Below are 13,378 nucleotides of genomic sequence, written 5' to 3' on the forward strand. Positions count from 1 at the left end.
TAGACAACTACTTCGTGCGCAGGTCCAGCGCGATGTCCAGGATCGGCGACGAGTGTGTCAACGCGCCCACCGAGAGGAAGTCCACGCCGGTGGCCGCGTAGCGGGCCGCCACCTCCAGGGTCAGCCCGCCGGTGGCCTCCAGCTCCGCCCGGTCGCCCACCGCGGCCACCGCCCCGGCCAGCACCTCCGGAGTCATGTTGTCGCAGAGCAGGAAGTCCGCGCCGGCCTCCACCGCCTCCACCGCCTCGGCGACGGTGGTCACCTCGACCTGCACCGGCACCTCCGGGAACGACTCCCGGACCCGCCGGTACGCCGCCGTGATCCCCCCGGCCGCCAACTTGTGGTTGTCCTTGATCATGGCCACGTCGTAGAGGCCCATCCGCTTGTTGGTGCCACCGCCGGCCCGCACCGCGTACTTCTCCAACGCCCGCAGGCCCGGCGTCGTCTTGCGGGTGTCCAGCACCATGGCCTTCGTGCCGGCCAGCGCGTCCGCCCAGGCCCGGGTGTGGGTGGCCACGCCGGACATCCGGCAGAGCAGGTTCAGCGCCGTCCGCTCGGCCGTGAGCAGCAGCCGGGTCGGGCCCGCCACCGTCGCCAGCACGTCGCCGCGGGCCACCCGCTCACCGTCGCGGGCCGACACCGACACCTCGACGGTACGACCGAAGCCCGTCACCTCGCCCACCAGCTCGAACACGGCGGCGGCCACGGCCAGACCGGCCACCACCCCGTCCGCGCGGGCCACCAGGTCGGCGGTGTCGGTCTGCTCGGCCGGAATGGTCGCCACGCTGGTGACGTCCAGGAAATCCGGCCCCAGATCCTCGACCAGCGCCGTCTCGACCACCCGTCGTACCTGCTCCGGGTCCAGTCCGGCCGCCCGCAGCGCCGTCCGCGTCGACTCGATCATGAATTTGCCTCCCACTGCTGCGTCACCGCGCCCTGCGCCCCGACCGACCCGACGAGATGGCCCTGCCACCGCTCGTCGGCCGTCGGGAAGTCCTCCCGCCAGTGGCACCCCCGCGTCTCGGCGCGCGCGTACGCCGCCGCGACGAGCGTCGACGCCACCGTGAGCAGGTTCGTCGCCTCCCAGTCGGCGGTCCGGGGACGGCCCCGCGCCGCGCCCAGCTCGGTCAGCGTCGCCGCCGTCCCGGCCAGCGTCGCGGCCGAGCGCAGCACCCCGGCGCCCCGGGTCATCGCCCGCTGCAACGTCGACGTCGCCTCGGCCGGCACCACCCAGCCGGTACCGCCGCGCCACGCGCCGACGTCCGCCGGCTGCGCCTGCTCGGGCAGGCCGGCCGCGATGTCGTCGGCGATCCGCCGGGAGAACACCAGCCCTTCCAGCAGCGAGTTGCTGGCCAACCGGTTCGCGCCGTGCACGCCCGTGCAGGCGACCTCGCCGCAGGCGTACAAACCGGGGATCGACGTACGGCCGCGCAGGTCGGTACGGACGCCGCCGGAGGCGTAGTGGGCGGCCGGGGCGACCGGGATGAGGTCGGTGGCCGGGTCCACGCCGATCGCCAGGCAGGACGCCACGATGGTCGGGAAACGCGCGGCCAGGAAATCGCCGCCCAGGTGCCGGGCGTCGAGGAACACGTGGTCCGCGCCGCTGGCCAGCAGCACCCGGTGGATGCCCTTGGCCACCACGTCCCGGGGGGCCAGCTCGGCCAGCTCGTGCTGGCCCACCATGAACCGCTTGCCATCGGTGTCCACCAGGTACGCGCCCTCGCCGCGCAGCGCCTCGCTCACCAGCGGCTGCTGGGCGTGGCCCGCGCCGGGCACCCCGACACCGGAGGGGGTGATCAGCGCAGTCGGATGGAACTGGACGAACTCGACATCGGTGACCGCCGCGCCGGCCCGCAGCGCCAACGCCACCCCGTCGCCCGTGGAGACCGCCGGGTTGGTGGTGGCCGCGAAGACCTGCCCCATCCCGCCGGTGGCCAGCACCACCGCCCGGGCGAGCAATGCGCCCACGCCGTCCTCGCTGCCCTCACCGAGCACGTGCAGGGTGATCCCGCAGGCCGGGCCGAGGCCGTCCGGGCCGTCGCCGGGCGCGCGCAGCAGATCCAGCACGAGGGCGTGCTCGACCAACCGGATCCACGGGTCGCGTTGCACCGCGGCGTGCAGGGCCCGCTGCACCTCCGCGCCCGTCGCGTCGCCGCCCGCGTGCACGATCCGGTCCGCCCGGTGCCCACCCTCGCGGGTCAGCATCAGCGAGCCGTCCGGATGGCGGTCGAACTCCGCGCCGATCCGCATCAGCTCCCGCAGCCGGGTCGGGCCCTCCTCGACGAGCACCCGCACCGCCGCCGGATCGCAGAGCCCCACCCCGGCGATCTCGGTGTCCCGCGCGTGCGCCGCCGGAGTGTCCGCCGGGTCGAGCACGGCGGCGATGCCGCCCTGCGCCCACCGGGTCGAGCCGTCGTCGATGTTGACCTTCGTGACGACCGTGACGTGCAGGCCCGCCTCCCGCAGGTGCAGCGCGGCGGTCAGTCCTGCCACCCCGGACCCCACCACGATCACGTCCGTGGTCTCCACCCAGCCGGGCTCGGGCGCGGCCAGCAGTCTGGGCAGGGCCGGCAGGTCGACGGTCGGAAGGTCCATCCCACCAGTCAACCCGAACGATCCTCGGCCGGGGCGGCGGGGGCTCAACGAGTGGTTTGGGCTACCCCGTCCGGCTGCTCACTTCGTCCGCACCGGCAGGCCGGCCGGGCCCGCGCCCTTCAACGACGCGGTGACCGTACGGTCGCTCAACCACAGGTAACAGCGGACCCCCCGGTCACCGACCCGCCAGCGTCCCGCGCCGGGCGGGCGTACCACCACGCCGCTGCGGAACCGCAGGTCGGAGTCGTCCGGCACGCCCACGTAACGCCCGAGCAGGCTGCGGCAGCCGTCGTAGAGGGGTGCCCAGTCGGCGTTCTTGGCCGGGTACGGCTTGTCCGGCGCGCGCCACACCCCGACGAACTCGGCGTCGTGGCGGCCGGCGCACTCCACCGGGACCAGCGTCTGCACGTCCCGGCCCGCCCCGCCACGGGTCTGCTGACAGCCCAACCGCAGCCCGCTGGGACCCTTCAACGCGTTCCGCAGGCTGCCCGAGCGGACCACCACCGTGGCCGCCGTCTCGACCGTGTTCAGTTCGGTCACGTCGCACCGGTACCAGCGGGCGCCGGCCGTCCAACCCGGCCCGGATGGCAGCGCCACCGACAACCGCAGACGCCCGGCCCGCCAGTCGTCACCCACGTACGCGGAGGCCCGGGTGTCGCACTCGGCGAACGCGCCGCGCAACTCCACCGAGCCGGTGGCCGGCGCGGCGGGCCGTTCGGCGGGGAAGGCCCCCACGTGCACGGTCTCCACCCGGTGCGGGCCGGCGCAGTCGATCGGCTGGTAGGCGGCCAGCGTGACCACCTCGACGAAGTCGGCGGCCTGGCACACCCCGGCCTCGGGCGTGAAGGCCGTGGCCGGCGGCAGCGCCGCCCAGTCGTCGGTCAGGTCGCCGTCGAGGCCACCCGAGGTGGCACAGCCCACCAGCAACACTGCCGTGACGGCAGTGGCGAACAGGGTCGTCATGGCACGGCGCATCGCGGCCTCCCCCAGCCACCTACCGGCTTCCGCCAGCGTGCCCAGGGTAACCGGAAATGACCTTCCGGTGACAGACCGGAATCGCCGCGCGCGAGATCAGACTCCGGACACCGCGAGCGGGTTGGGTACCGGGTCACCGGCCGTGCCCGGCGCCGCCGTCGCCGGATCGGCCCCCAGCTCGACCACCCGGTTGTCGGCGTCCACGTGCACCACCCGCGGCCGGTACGACCGGGCCTCGGCGTCGTCCATCTGCGCGTACGAGATGAGGATGACCAGGTCACCGGGGTGGACGAGGTGCGCGGCGGCACCGTTGATGCCGATCACGCCGCTGCCCCGCGCACCCGGGATGACGTACGTCTCCAGTCGTGCGCCGTTCGTGATGTCCACGATCGCGACCTGCTCACCGGGCAGCAGGTCGGCGGCGTCGAGCAGGTCCTCGTCCACCGTCACCGAACCGACGTAGTGCAGGTCGGCCTGGGTCACCGTGGCTCGGTGGATCTTCGACTTGAGCATGGTCCGCAGCATCGGACTGGCCTTTCGGAAAGGGTGGTGGGGGTACGGCCGGGGTCAGGGACGAGGGGCGAGCTGGATCGCCGCGTTGTCGATCAACCGGGTGGTGCCCACCCAGGCGGCGATCACCAGGCGGGCCGGTCCGGACACCGGCCCCGGCTCCAGCTCGGGATCGGTGAGCACCAGGTAGTCGAGCTGGGCCCCGGGCGTACCGGCGCCGAACGCGGCGTGCGCGGCGGAGAGCACCTCGCCCGCGTTCCGGCCGTCGTCGGCGGCTCGGGCCCCCGCCCGCAGCGCGGCGGAGAGGCTGAGCGCCGCCGCACGCTCGGGCTCGCTCAGGTAGCGGTTGCGGCTGGACAGCGCCAGCCCGTCCGGCTCCCGGACCGTCGGTACGCCGATCACCTCGACCGGGACGTCCAGGTCCCGGGTCATCCGCCGGACCAGGGTGAGCTGCTGGTAGTCCTTCTCGCCGAAGAACGCCAGGTGGGGGCGGGTGAGCTGGAGCAGCTTCAGGACCACCGTGAGGACGCCGTGGAAGAAGCCGGGACGGCTGGCGCCCTCCAGCTCCGCGCCGAGCGGCCCCGGGTCCAGGCGCACCCGGGGCTGGCCGTCCGGATACATGTCCGCCACCGACGGGGCGAAGACCAGGTCGGCACCGGCCCGTCGGCACACCTCCAGGTCGGCGTCGAGCGTGCGCGGATAGCGGTCGAAGTCCTCGTTCGGCCCGAACTGCAACGGGTTCACGAAGATCGTCACCAGCACGTGGTCGGCCTGTTCCCGGGCCGCGCGCAGCAGGGTCTCGTGCCCCTCGTGCAGCGCGCCCATGGTCATCACCACCCCGACGGTGCCCTTCAACGCGCCCCGGGCCTCGTCCAACTCGGCACGGGTGTGCACCACCTGGGTCATGCCGCCACCTCCCGATCCGTCCCGGCGAGCACGCCGAGCAGCGACTGCGCGTCCACCGGCCGGAGCCGTCCGGCGGCGATCGCCCGGTCGGCCGTACGCCGGGCCAGCGCCAGGTAGGCGGGGACCGACTCGGGCGCGGTGGCGGCCAACCGGGCCAGGTGCCGCTCGACCGTGCCCGCGTCGCCCCGGGACACCGGCCCGGTCAGCGCGTCGTCGCCGAGGCGTAGCGCGTTCTCCAGGGCGGCCCGCAGCAGCGGGGCGAGCACCTTCTCCGGACGGGCCACCCCGGCGTCCCGCAGCCGGTCGGTCGCCTCGTTCACCAGGGTCACCAGATGGTTCGCGCCGTGCGCGAGCGCGGCGTGGTACAGCGGGCGGTCCGCCTCGGCCACCCACTCGGGTACGCCGCCCAGGTCGGTGACGAGCCGGGCGGCCAGCGGACGCAGGTCGGCTGGGGCCGTGACGCCGTACGAGATGCCGTCGAGGCGGGCCAGGTCGTCCGGCGTACCGGTGAAGGTCATGGCGGGGTGCAGGGCCAACGGTCGGGCCCCGAGCGCGGCGACCGGCGCCAGCACGGCCAGACCGTGCGCGCCGGAGGTGTGCGCGACCACCTGACCCGGGTGCAGGGCGCCCCGCTGGGCGAGATCGGTGACCACCTCGGCCAGCGCGTCGTCCGGCACGGCGATCAGCAGCAGGTCGGCGGCGGCGCGGGCGACGGAGGTGACCGGGCGGCGGGGTACGTCGGGCAGCAACAGGGCGAGACGGGCGCGACTGGCCCCGGAGTCACCGGCGACGGCGGCCACCTGGTGCCCAGCGGCGGCGAGCGCCGCGCCCAGCACGGCCCCTACTCGGCCCGCGCCGACGACACCGATGGTGAGCGGACGGGAGGTGGCGCGGGCGTCGGTGGTGGCGCGATCCCACGATCCGGCAGGCCCGTGGGGGGCGGCCGGACGCGGGCGCAGCGGTGCGCTCATGACGACGATCCAGTCCTCGAGAAGGGGTACCGGTCGATCGCAAGTATGCGCCCGGCTCGCCGAACCGGGACAAGCATGTGTGAAAACCTTCACCACCGACCGAGCACCGGCCCCGGAGATCTACTGATCCGGGCCCGCGGATGACGTAATCGCGCGCAGTTCGGCGGCCACCTCGGCGATCAGGTCGCTGAGCGGGGCGTCGCTGCCGGGCGCGATCCAGCGGGCGTACGCGACCCGGAAGACCATGGCACCCGACTCGGTGGCCATGGTGGCCGTGGTCTCGGTGAAACCCTTGGCGCGAAGGGCAGCGGTGAGCGCGGCCACCAGCGAATCCGTCTTGCGCAGTTCGCGCTCCCGCAGCTCCGGACTGCTCTCGATGATGGCCTGTCGGGCCCGGACGAGGTCCAGGCGGTCGGCGAAGACCTCCTCGGCCACCCGGCCGAAGGCCGCCACCACCGCGTCGAACGGGCCGGCGTCCAGCTCTGCCACCGCCTTGACCAGCACCTCTTCCAGGTGCCCGCTGCCGCTGAACAGGGCTTCGCGTTTGTCGCCGAAGAGTCGGTAGAAGGTGCGCTTGTCGAGACCGGCCCGCTCGGCGATGTCGGCGACGGTGGTCTGGTCGAAGCCACGCTCCCCGAACAGCTCGAAGGCGGCCGCCTCCAGGCGGCCACGCGCGTCGGGTTGCCAGCGAGCCATGCCACCGATGGTATCCGATGTCACATTGCGACATTGCCACGCTCAGCGATGTCGCGCAGTGACATCGGGCGCGGTACGGTGATGTCGCAAGGTGACATCGGCACTCACGAAGGACACCCCCATGCGCGTATTCGTCACCGGCGCCTCCGGCCACCTCGGCTCGGCAGTCGTGCCGGAACTGCTCTCCGCCGGGCACGACGTCGTCGGCCTGGCCCGCTCGGACGCCTCCGCCGCCGCCATCGAGAAGCTCGGTGGCGAGGCCCGCCGGGGCGACCTGTCCGACCTCGACCTGCTCCGCGACGAGGCGGCCGCATCCGACGGAGTGATCCACCTGGCGTTCCGCCACGACCTCATGCTCAACGGCGACCTCGCCGGCGCGGCCTCGGTCGACCTGGACGCCCTCACCGCACTCGCCGACGGCCTGGCGGACTCCGGCAAGCCCCTGGTCGGCACGGGTGGCACCGCCATGCTGGTCATGGGCGGCATCGTCGGTCGCCCCGGCACCGAACGGGACACCTTCCCGGGCGGCGGCTACCGGATCGACGCGGAGAACTTCGTGGTCGGCCTCGCCTCCCGTGGAGTGCGCTCCTGCGTCGTCCGACTCGCGCCGACGGTGCACAGCTCACTCGACCGGTACGGCTTCATCGCCGCCATCATCGCGAGCGCCCGACGGCACGGGTACGCCGCGTACGTCGGCGACGGGGCCAACCGGTGGCCGGCCGTACACACGCTGGACGCGGCCGTGCTGTACCGACTCGCCCTGGAGAAGGCGCCGGCCGGCGCACGCCTGCACGGCGCCGCCGACGAAGGAGTCTCCTTCCGGCAACTCGCCGAGACGATCGGCCGCAACCTCGACATCCCGGTCCGGAGCATCGGCACCGACGAGGCGGGCGAGTACTTCGGCTTCCTCGAACGATTCGCGCAGATGGACAACCCGACCTCGTCCGCCGTCACCCGCGACCTGCTGGGCTGGACCCCGACCCACCCCGGCCTGATCGCCGACCTCGACGAGGGGCACTACTTCCGGAACTGAATCCCCGAGGCGCGCGACCGGGGATCGGAAGCCGGCACCGGACCGGTGGCCGTAGGGTCGGCACGGTGACGCCCTCCGCACTCCGCACGAGCTGATGCCGATCCCGTGGCGGGACGCGATGAGTCAGGCCCTCTACGGTCCGGACGGCTTCTTCGTGGCCGGCACCGGCCCGGCCGACCACTTCCGGACCAGCGTGCACGCCTCCCCCGCCTTCGCCGCCGCGCTGCTGCGCCTTGTCGCCGAGGTGGACGCCGCCCTCGGCCATCCACCACGGCTCGACGTGGTCGACATCGGGGCTGGGCGGGGGGAGCTGCTGACGTCCTTGGCAGTTGCGGTCCGGGTTTCCGGGGAGCCTGCCGACTCCGTCGGGCTTGCGCTCGGGGTTTCCGAGGAGCCCGCCCACTCCGGGCGGTCAGGCTTGATCCCTGCGTGGTCGGGCTCCCCGGAAACCCTGACTCCTGCGGCCGCCGTCCGTCGGTCACCCGACGAGCCGTCGTCGGTCGCCCGACGTCCGTCACTCGCGGATCGAGTCCGCTTCACCGCAGTGGAGTACGCCGAACGGCCGGAGAACCTGCCCCAGGACATCCACTGGACGTCGGAGATTCCCGACGGGATCACGGGTGTGCTGCTGGCGACCGAGTGGTTGGACAACGTGCCGTTGGACGTGGCGGTGCACACCAGCGACGGTTGGCGCTATCTACTGGTCGAACCCTCGACCGGTGTGGAGACGGTTGGTGAGCCGGTCGACGCTGCCGACCTCGAATGGCTGACCACCTGGTGGCCCGGTCCCGCGAGCCCTCGGAGTGCGGACCGTGCCGGTCCCGGTGGTCCGACCTCGCCGGATGCGACGAGCGCAAGCGGGTCGGGTCTCCGGGCAGCCCGGCCGGCGCAGGGATCAAGCCTGACCGCCCGGAGCCGGCCGGGCTGCCCGGAGACCCCCCACCGCGACCAACCGACCCCCTACAGCGATCAGCGCGCAGAGATCGGAAGGCCGAGGGACGACGCCTGGGCCAACGCCGTGCGGAAGATCAGCCGAGGGTTGGCGGTGGCGGTCGACTACGGGCACCTGCGCGAGGGGCGGCCGGTGGACGGGACGTTGACCGGTTACCGGGGTGGGCGGCAGGTGCCTCCGGTGCCGGACGGGTCGAGCGATGTCACCGCGCACGTCGCCATGGACTCGGTCGCCTCCGCCGGCGCAGCGGTCGCCCGGTGCCCGTACTCCCTGAGCTTGCAGGCCGAGGCGCTGCGGGCGCTCGGGGCCGACGGCCGCCGCCCGCCGCTCAGCCTGGCCGGTACCGACCCGGCCGGCTACGTGCGGGCGCTGGCTGCGGCGTCGGCGGTGGCCGAGCTGACCGATCCGGCCGGGCTCGGCGGGCACTGGTGGCTGCGCCAACCGGTCGGCATCGGGCTACCGCCGGCCGTGGCACGATGACGGGCATGAGCACCGATGCCGGGGACCTCCGCGAACTGACCGTCGGCACCGGGGCCGGGCTGGTCGCCGGCAGCGGCGGTCAGCAACTCGGCACCGACATGGTGCTCAACATCGGCCCGCAGCATCCGTCGACGCACGGCGTGCTGCGGCTCAAGCTCGTGCTCGACGGCGAACGGGTGGTCGCCTGCGAACCGATCGTCGGCTACATGCACCGCGGCGCGGAGAAGCTCTTCGAGGTACGCGACTACCGGCAGATCATCGTGCTGGCCAACCGGCACGACTGGCTGTCGGCGTTCTCCAACGAGCTGGGCGTGGTGCTCGCCGTGGAACGCCTGATGGGCATGGAGGTGCCCGAGCGGGCGACCTGGCTGCGGATGGCCCTCGCGGAGCTGAACCGGGTGCTCAACCACCTGATGTTCCTCGGCTCGTACCCGTTGGAGATCGGCGCGATCACACCGGTCTTCTACGCGTTCCGGGAACGGGAGACCATCCAGGCGGTGATGGAGGAGGTCTCCGGGGGCCGGATCCACTACATGTTCAACCGGGTGGGCGGCCTCAAGGAGGAGGTGCCGTACGGCTGGACGGGACGGGCCCGCGCGGCTATCGGCGAGGTCCGTCGGCGGCTGCCCGACCTGGACCACCTGATCCGGCGCAACGAGATCTTCCTGGCCCGTACCGTCGGGGTGGGCGTGCTGTCCGCCGCCGACGCGGCCGCGTTCGGCGCGTCCGGTCCGGTGGCCCGCGCCTCCGGTCTCGACCTGGACCTGCGCCGCGACGACCCCTACCTGGCGTACGAGGAGCTGGACGTCCCGGTGGTCACCCGGACCGCCGGGGACTGCCACGCCCGCTTCGAGGTGCTGCTCGACCAGGTGTACGCCTCGCTGGACCTCGCCGAGCAGTGCCTCGACCGGGTGGACCGGCTCACCGGGCCCATCAACACCCGGCTGCCGAAGGTGCTCAAGGCGCCGGAGGGGCACACCTACGCCTGGACGGAGAACCCGCTCGGCATCAACGGCTACTACCTGGTGTCGCGGGGTGAGAAGACGCCCTGGCGGTTGAAGTTGCGCACCGCGTCGTACGCGAACGTGCAGGCGCTGGCGACCCTGCTGCCCGGCTGCCTCGTACCGGACCTGATCGCCATCCTCGGCTCGATGTTCTTCGTGGTCGGCGACATCGACAAGTGAGTGGGCTCAGCGCCAGCGGTCGGTGACCGGGGCGCCGCCGGCGCGGGGCGCGTCGTCCTGCGGCGGGTAGCCGTACCGTTCCTCGACCCGGCGGCGGCCACCCCGCTCGGGGGCGGGTTCCGGCTCGTGGCCGCGTTGCCGCGGCGGACGCCACTCGTCCGGTACCGGCACGCCACCGACCGGCAACGCCGGCCGCCGCTCGTCCTGCCGGCGCGGATCCTCCTGCCAGCGTGGGTCCTCGTGGCGGCGCGGCTCCTCGTGGCGGCGTGGGTCCTCGTGGCGGCGCGGCTCCTCGTGGCGGCGTGGGTCCTCGTGGCGGCGCGGTTCCTCGTGGCGGACGGACGCCCAGCGGTCCGCCATCCGGTACTCGGTGCCGGTGGCGTCGGCGTGCACCTCGGCCCGGCGTTCCCCGACGTGCAGCTCACGGCCGTTGTCGTCGTCGCGGACAGCCGCCCACCGGTCGCCGGCCCGCAGCTGGGACCAGTACTCGCCGGTGTCGTCCGCGCGCAGGGCGGGACCGGGCTGCGGGGCACCGGCCCGCTCCGGCTCGACCTGCTCCGACGAGCCACGGCGCTGCGCCCGACCGTCCCACTCGTCGGCCGGTGCGTACGCGTCGCGCTGGTCGGTCCACTCCGGCTCGTCGCCGCGAGCCGTCCAGCGGGGCCCCTCGTCGCCACGCTCGGCCCCGCCCCATCCCGAACCGTCGCGGGAGCCCGCCTCCCCCCGCGGGGTGTGCTGCGGACCCCAGGACCGCTCGCGATCGTCGTCGGCGTACGCGGACCGGGGCTCCTGCGCGTCGTCCCAGGAACGGGCACGCCCCTGGGCGTCGCCGCCCCGGGTCCACTCCTGGGCCGGCGGGGTCCACTGGCCGGCGTACCCCGCGCCGTAGCGCCCACCCGACTCGGCGGGACCGCCGTCGACGACGGTGTGCCGGGTCGTGACGTGCACGGTCTCGGTGTGCCGGACCACGCCGACCGGCCGGTGCGGCGACTCCGGACGGTCGCGCTCACGCGGGCGGTCGTACTCGCGCGGCGGGTTGTACTCCCGCGCCCGGTCGTGCTCCGGTGGGCGCCCAGCGGCGCCGTACACGCTGCCGGCGGTGGACGCGGGAGCGTCCGCGGCGCGGTGGCGGTACGCCGATTCGTCGTCGGCACGGTCGTCGCGCCCCCACCGACCGGCCGCCTCGTCCGGTGCCGGCATCCGCACCCGAGGGGCGTCCTCGTCCGTGGCCGGCCCCGGAACCCGACCGGCGGCCTCGCCCGGAGCCGGTACCCGCACCCGGGCGGCCGGGATGTCTCCGGGGACCGGCACCCGGCTGCGGGCGGGTGGGCTGTCGTCCACCGGCTCGCCGGCCGGCACGCGGGCCCGGCTGGCTGCCGCCGGCTCGGCCGCCGGGGCGCCGCCAGCGAGGGCCGCACCGGTGGCGTCGAGGCGGCGACGGATGGCGGCGATCCCCTCCTGGGCGCGCTGCGCCTGGTCGAGCGCCTGGTTGCCGCGCTGCGCGGCGGCCACGATCTCAGCGCGCAACTCCCGACGCAACTCCTCGATCTCGTCCAGCAGCTCGTCGGCCCGCGCCGAACCGCCGTCCCCGTCCGGGCGCAGCGCGATGGAGAGACCGATCAGCACCACCGCCACGATGGCGAGCACCGCCGCGAGACGCAGTGGACCGTTACCGTCGGCCACCAGGAGGATCAACGCCGCGACGGGCGCCAGCGCCACGCCGCCCCAGAAGAGCACGGTCAGCAGGAGCGGTTGACGCCGGGCGTCGGAGGTGACCGGGGCTGGCATGGAAGTGCAGCCTACCGACGATCCGCACCGGAGGGAACGGGTCCGGCGGACGCACGGACGCCCCCGCCCGCAGGGGCGAGGGCGTCCGTGACACGCCGTAGTGGAGCGTCAGCTCATGGCGAACGCGCTGTCCGAGGAGAAGACCAGACCCACACTGATCTTGCCCTCACGCAGACCGTTCTTGGTCAGCGGTCCGCCCTGGTCCAGCGAGGAGAACGAGCCCACCGACAGACCGTAGGTCTTCTCCAGGCCCGGCTTGCAGAACGGCCGCTGCTGGCACTCCGGCGGGCCACCCAGCACGGTGGCGCTGCCGGAGCACTTCGCGGCCAGCTCGGAAAGGGTCCGTACGCCGTACTTGTCGGCGAACTCCTGGGTCACCGCGAAGGCGTTCTGGTCCTGCGCGGCGGCCGGGGCGCCGAAGGTGATGCCCACCTTGTCGCCCTCGGCCTTGAGCGCCGTCACCGTGGTGTTGATGTCCGGCGAGGAGACGGGCGGGGGGTTCTGGCCGTTGGCCTTGGTGTTCAGGAACTCGGCCATCGTCGACGCGTACTCCGGGACGACCTGGACCTCGCCCTTCTCCAGCGCCGGCTCGTACAGCTCCCGGTTGCCGATCTGCTGCACCTTGACCTGGTAGCCGGCGGCGGTGAGCGCGATGCGGTACAGCTCGCCCAGGATCTGGCTCTCGGTGAAGTTGGCGGCGCCCACCACGATCTCGCCGCCCGGGCCCTTGGCGATGCCCGCGGTGAGGTTGTTGGCGCTGGCGAACTCCTCGGCCGCGACCTTGGTGGTCTTGCGGTCGACGTCGACGGCCTTGTTGAGCTGGATCAGCTTCGGCGTGTCGAGCGCCGCGGAGACCTTGTCCAGCGCGGCGATCAGCTGTGGGTTCGCCACCTTGCTGTTGACCGCCGGAATGACGTTGTCGGAGTTCTGGAGCTTCTTGTCGTCGGTCAGCGCGATGAGCTGCTTGCCGGCGACCGGTGCGCACCCGGCGCCGGAGGCGCTGGTCTGGGGAGCGTCGGTGCCGGACGAGCCGGCGTCGCCACACCCGGTGAGAAGTGCTGCCCCGGCCACGACGCCGACGGCGCCGATCGCGAGACGTGTACGTGCGCGCATGTGCCGCCCGCCTTCCGTGTCCCGGCGCGACCCGTCCCGGGCCGGCCGCGTGTCCGACGGGCGATCCTGGATGTCGGTCGCCCGCAATTCCCACCCAACATGGTCCACGGCCGACCGACAACTCGGGATGGGCTTCGTCACCGCATCGTCACCGACCGGCCCGCCGCTGGTCGCC

General features: G+C 73.6%; 12 protein-coding genes. 3 read left to right on the forward strand and 9 right to left on the reverse strand.

What is annotated here, in order from left to right:
* Window positions 1-7 precede the first annotated feature (7 nt).
* From nadC to ACN269_RS18095, 7 genes are all read right to left on the reverse strand, one after another.
* Complete coding sequence (gene nadC, locus ACN269_RS18065; protein ID WP_421473540.1) at window positions 8-904, reverse strand: carboxylating nicotinate-nucleotide diphosphorylase; 897 nt, start codon at window positions 902-904, stop codon at window positions 8-10.
* Window positions 901-2,595, reverse strand: coding sequence for an L-aspartate oxidase (locus ACN269_RS18070; RefSeq protein WP_421473541.1), 1,695 nt, complete (start codon window positions 2,593-2,595; stop codon window positions 901-903). The genes nadC and ACN269_RS18070 overlap by 4 nt, the downstream gene beginning before the upstream one ends.
* Before the next feature lie 78 nt (window positions 2,596-2,673).
* Window positions 2,674-3,570, reverse strand: a complete 897-nt coding sequence (locus ACN269_RS18075) for a septum formation family protein (protein ID WP_421473542.1) — start codon at window positions 3,568-3,570, stop codon at window positions 2,674-2,676.
* 96 nt (window positions 3,571-3,666) lie between these two features.
* The gene (gene panD / locus ACN269_RS18080) at window positions 3,667-4,095 is read right to left on the reverse strand and encodes an aspartate 1-decarboxylase (RefSeq protein ID WP_421473543.1); all 429 of its coding nucleotides are present in this window, start codon (window positions 4,093-4,095) and stop codon (window positions 3,667-3,669) included.
* Between the two features lie 42 nt (window positions 4,096-4,137).
* Window positions 4,138-4,986, reverse strand: a complete 849-nt coding sequence (gene panC / locus ACN269_RS18085; RefSeq protein ID WP_421473544.1) for a pantoate--beta-alanine ligase — start codon at window positions 4,984-4,986, stop codon at window positions 4,138-4,140.
* Window positions 4,983-5,957 (reverse strand): Rossmann-like and DUF2520 domain-containing protein, encoded by a 975-nt coding sequence (locus ACN269_RS18090; RefSeq protein ID WP_421473545.1) that lies wholly within the window; start codon window positions 5,955-5,957, stop codon window positions 4,983-4,985. Before ACN269_RS18090 ends, panC begins: the two co-directional genes overlap by 4 nt.
* A gap of 120 nt (window positions 5,958-6,077) precedes the next feature.
* On the reverse strand, window positions 6,078-6,653 hold the full coding sequence (locus tag ACN269_RS18095; protein ID WP_421473546.1) for a TetR/AcrR family transcriptional regulator: 576 nt from the start codon (window positions 6,651-6,653) through the stop codon (window positions 6,078-6,080).
* Window positions 6,654-6,774: 121 nt separating this feature from the next.
* Between ACN269_RS18095 and ACN269_RS18100 the strand changes: the two genes are divergently transcribed.
* From ACN269_RS18100 to ACN269_RS18110, 3 genes are all read left to right on the forward strand, one after another.
* Window positions 6,775-7,686 (forward strand): SDR family oxidoreductase, encoded by a 912-nt coding sequence (locus tag ACN269_RS18100; protein WP_421473547.1) that lies wholly within the window; start codon window positions 6,775-6,777, stop codon window positions 7,684-7,686.
* A gap of 94 nt (window positions 7,687-7,780) precedes the next feature.
* A complete protein-coding gene (locus tag ACN269_RS18105; RefSeq protein WP_421473548.1) occupies window positions 7,781-9,118 on the forward strand; it encodes an SAM-dependent methyltransferase in 1,338 nt (445 codons plus the stop codon).
* A complete protein-coding gene (locus ACN269_RS18110) occupies window positions 9,115-10,302 on the forward strand; it encodes an NADH-quinone oxidoreductase subunit D (RefSeq protein ID WP_421473549.1) in 1,188 nt (395 codons plus the stop codon). Before ACN269_RS18105 ends, ACN269_RS18110 begins: the two co-directional genes overlap by 4 nt.
* Window positions 10,303-10,308: 6 nt before the next feature.
* Here ACN269_RS18110 and ACN269_RS18115 read toward each other — a convergent pair whose 3' ends face one another.
* Window positions 10,309-12,090, reverse strand: coding sequence for a hypothetical protein (locus ACN269_RS18115; RefSeq protein ID WP_421473550.1), 1,782 nt, complete (start codon window positions 12,088-12,090; stop codon window positions 10,309-10,311).
* A gap of 108 nt (window positions 12,091-12,198) precedes the next feature.
* Window positions 12,199-13,203: a glycine betaine ABC transporter substrate-binding protein gene (locus ACN269_RS18120; RefSeq protein ID WP_421473551.1), complete on the reverse strand. Its 1,005-nt coding sequence runs from the start codon at window positions 13,201-13,203 to the stop codon at window positions 12,199-12,201.
* Window positions 13,204-13,378 lie beyond the last annotated feature (175 nt).

The sequence above is a fragment of the Micromonospora sp. WMMD736 genome (assembly GCF_049179015.1).
Lineage (GTDB): Bacteria > Actinomycetota > Actinomycetes > Mycobacteriales > Micromonosporaceae > Micromonospora.

Bases quoted from the DNA above. Each gene is read 5' to 3' on its own strand.
- nadC (WP_421473540.1), bottom strand. From the start codon at position 904: ATGATCGAGTCGACGCGGACGGCGCTGCGGGCGGCCGGACTGGACCCG.
- ACN269_RS18070 (WP_421473541.1), bottom strand. From the start codon at position 2,595: ATGGACCTTCCGACCGTCGACCTGCCGGCCCTGCCCAGACTGCTGGCC.
- ACN269_RS18075 (WP_421473542.1), bottom strand. From the start codon at position 3,570: ATGCGCCGTGCCATGACGACCCTGTTCGCCACTGCCGTCACGGCAGTG.
- panD (WP_421473543.1), bottom strand. From the start codon at position 4,095: ATGCTGCGGACCATGCTCAAGTCGAAGATCCACCGAGCCACGGTGACC.
- panC (WP_421473544.1), bottom strand. From the start codon at position 4,986: ATGACCCAGGTGGTGCACACCCGTGCCGAGTTGGACGAGGCCCGGGGC.
- ACN269_RS18090 (WP_421473545.1), bottom strand. From the start codon at position 5,957: ATGAGCGCACCGCTGCGCCCGCGTCCGGCCGCCCCCCACGGGCCTGCC.
- ACN269_RS18095 (WP_421473546.1), bottom strand. From the start codon at position 6,653: ATGGCTCGCTGGCAACCCGACGCGCGTGGCCGCCTGGAGGCGGCCGCC.
- ACN269_RS18100 (WP_421473547.1), top strand. From the start codon at position 6,775: ATGCGCGTATTCGTCACCGGCGCCTCCGGCCACCTCGGCTCGGCAGTC.
- ACN269_RS18105 (WP_421473548.1), top strand. From the start codon at position 7,781: ATGCCGATCCCGTGGCGGGACGCGATGAGTCAGGCCCTCTACGGTCCG.
- ACN269_RS18110 (WP_421473549.1), top strand. From the start codon at position 9,115: ATGACGGGCATGAGCACCGATGCCGGGGACCTCCGCGAACTGACCGTC.
- ACN269_RS18115 (WP_421473550.1), bottom strand. From the start codon at position 12,090: ATGCCAGCCCCGGTCACCTCCGACGCCCGGCGTCAACCGCTCCTGCTG.
- ACN269_RS18120 (WP_421473551.1), bottom strand. From the start codon at position 13,203: ATGCGCGCACGTACACGTCTCGCGATCGGCGCCGTCGGCGTCGTGGCC.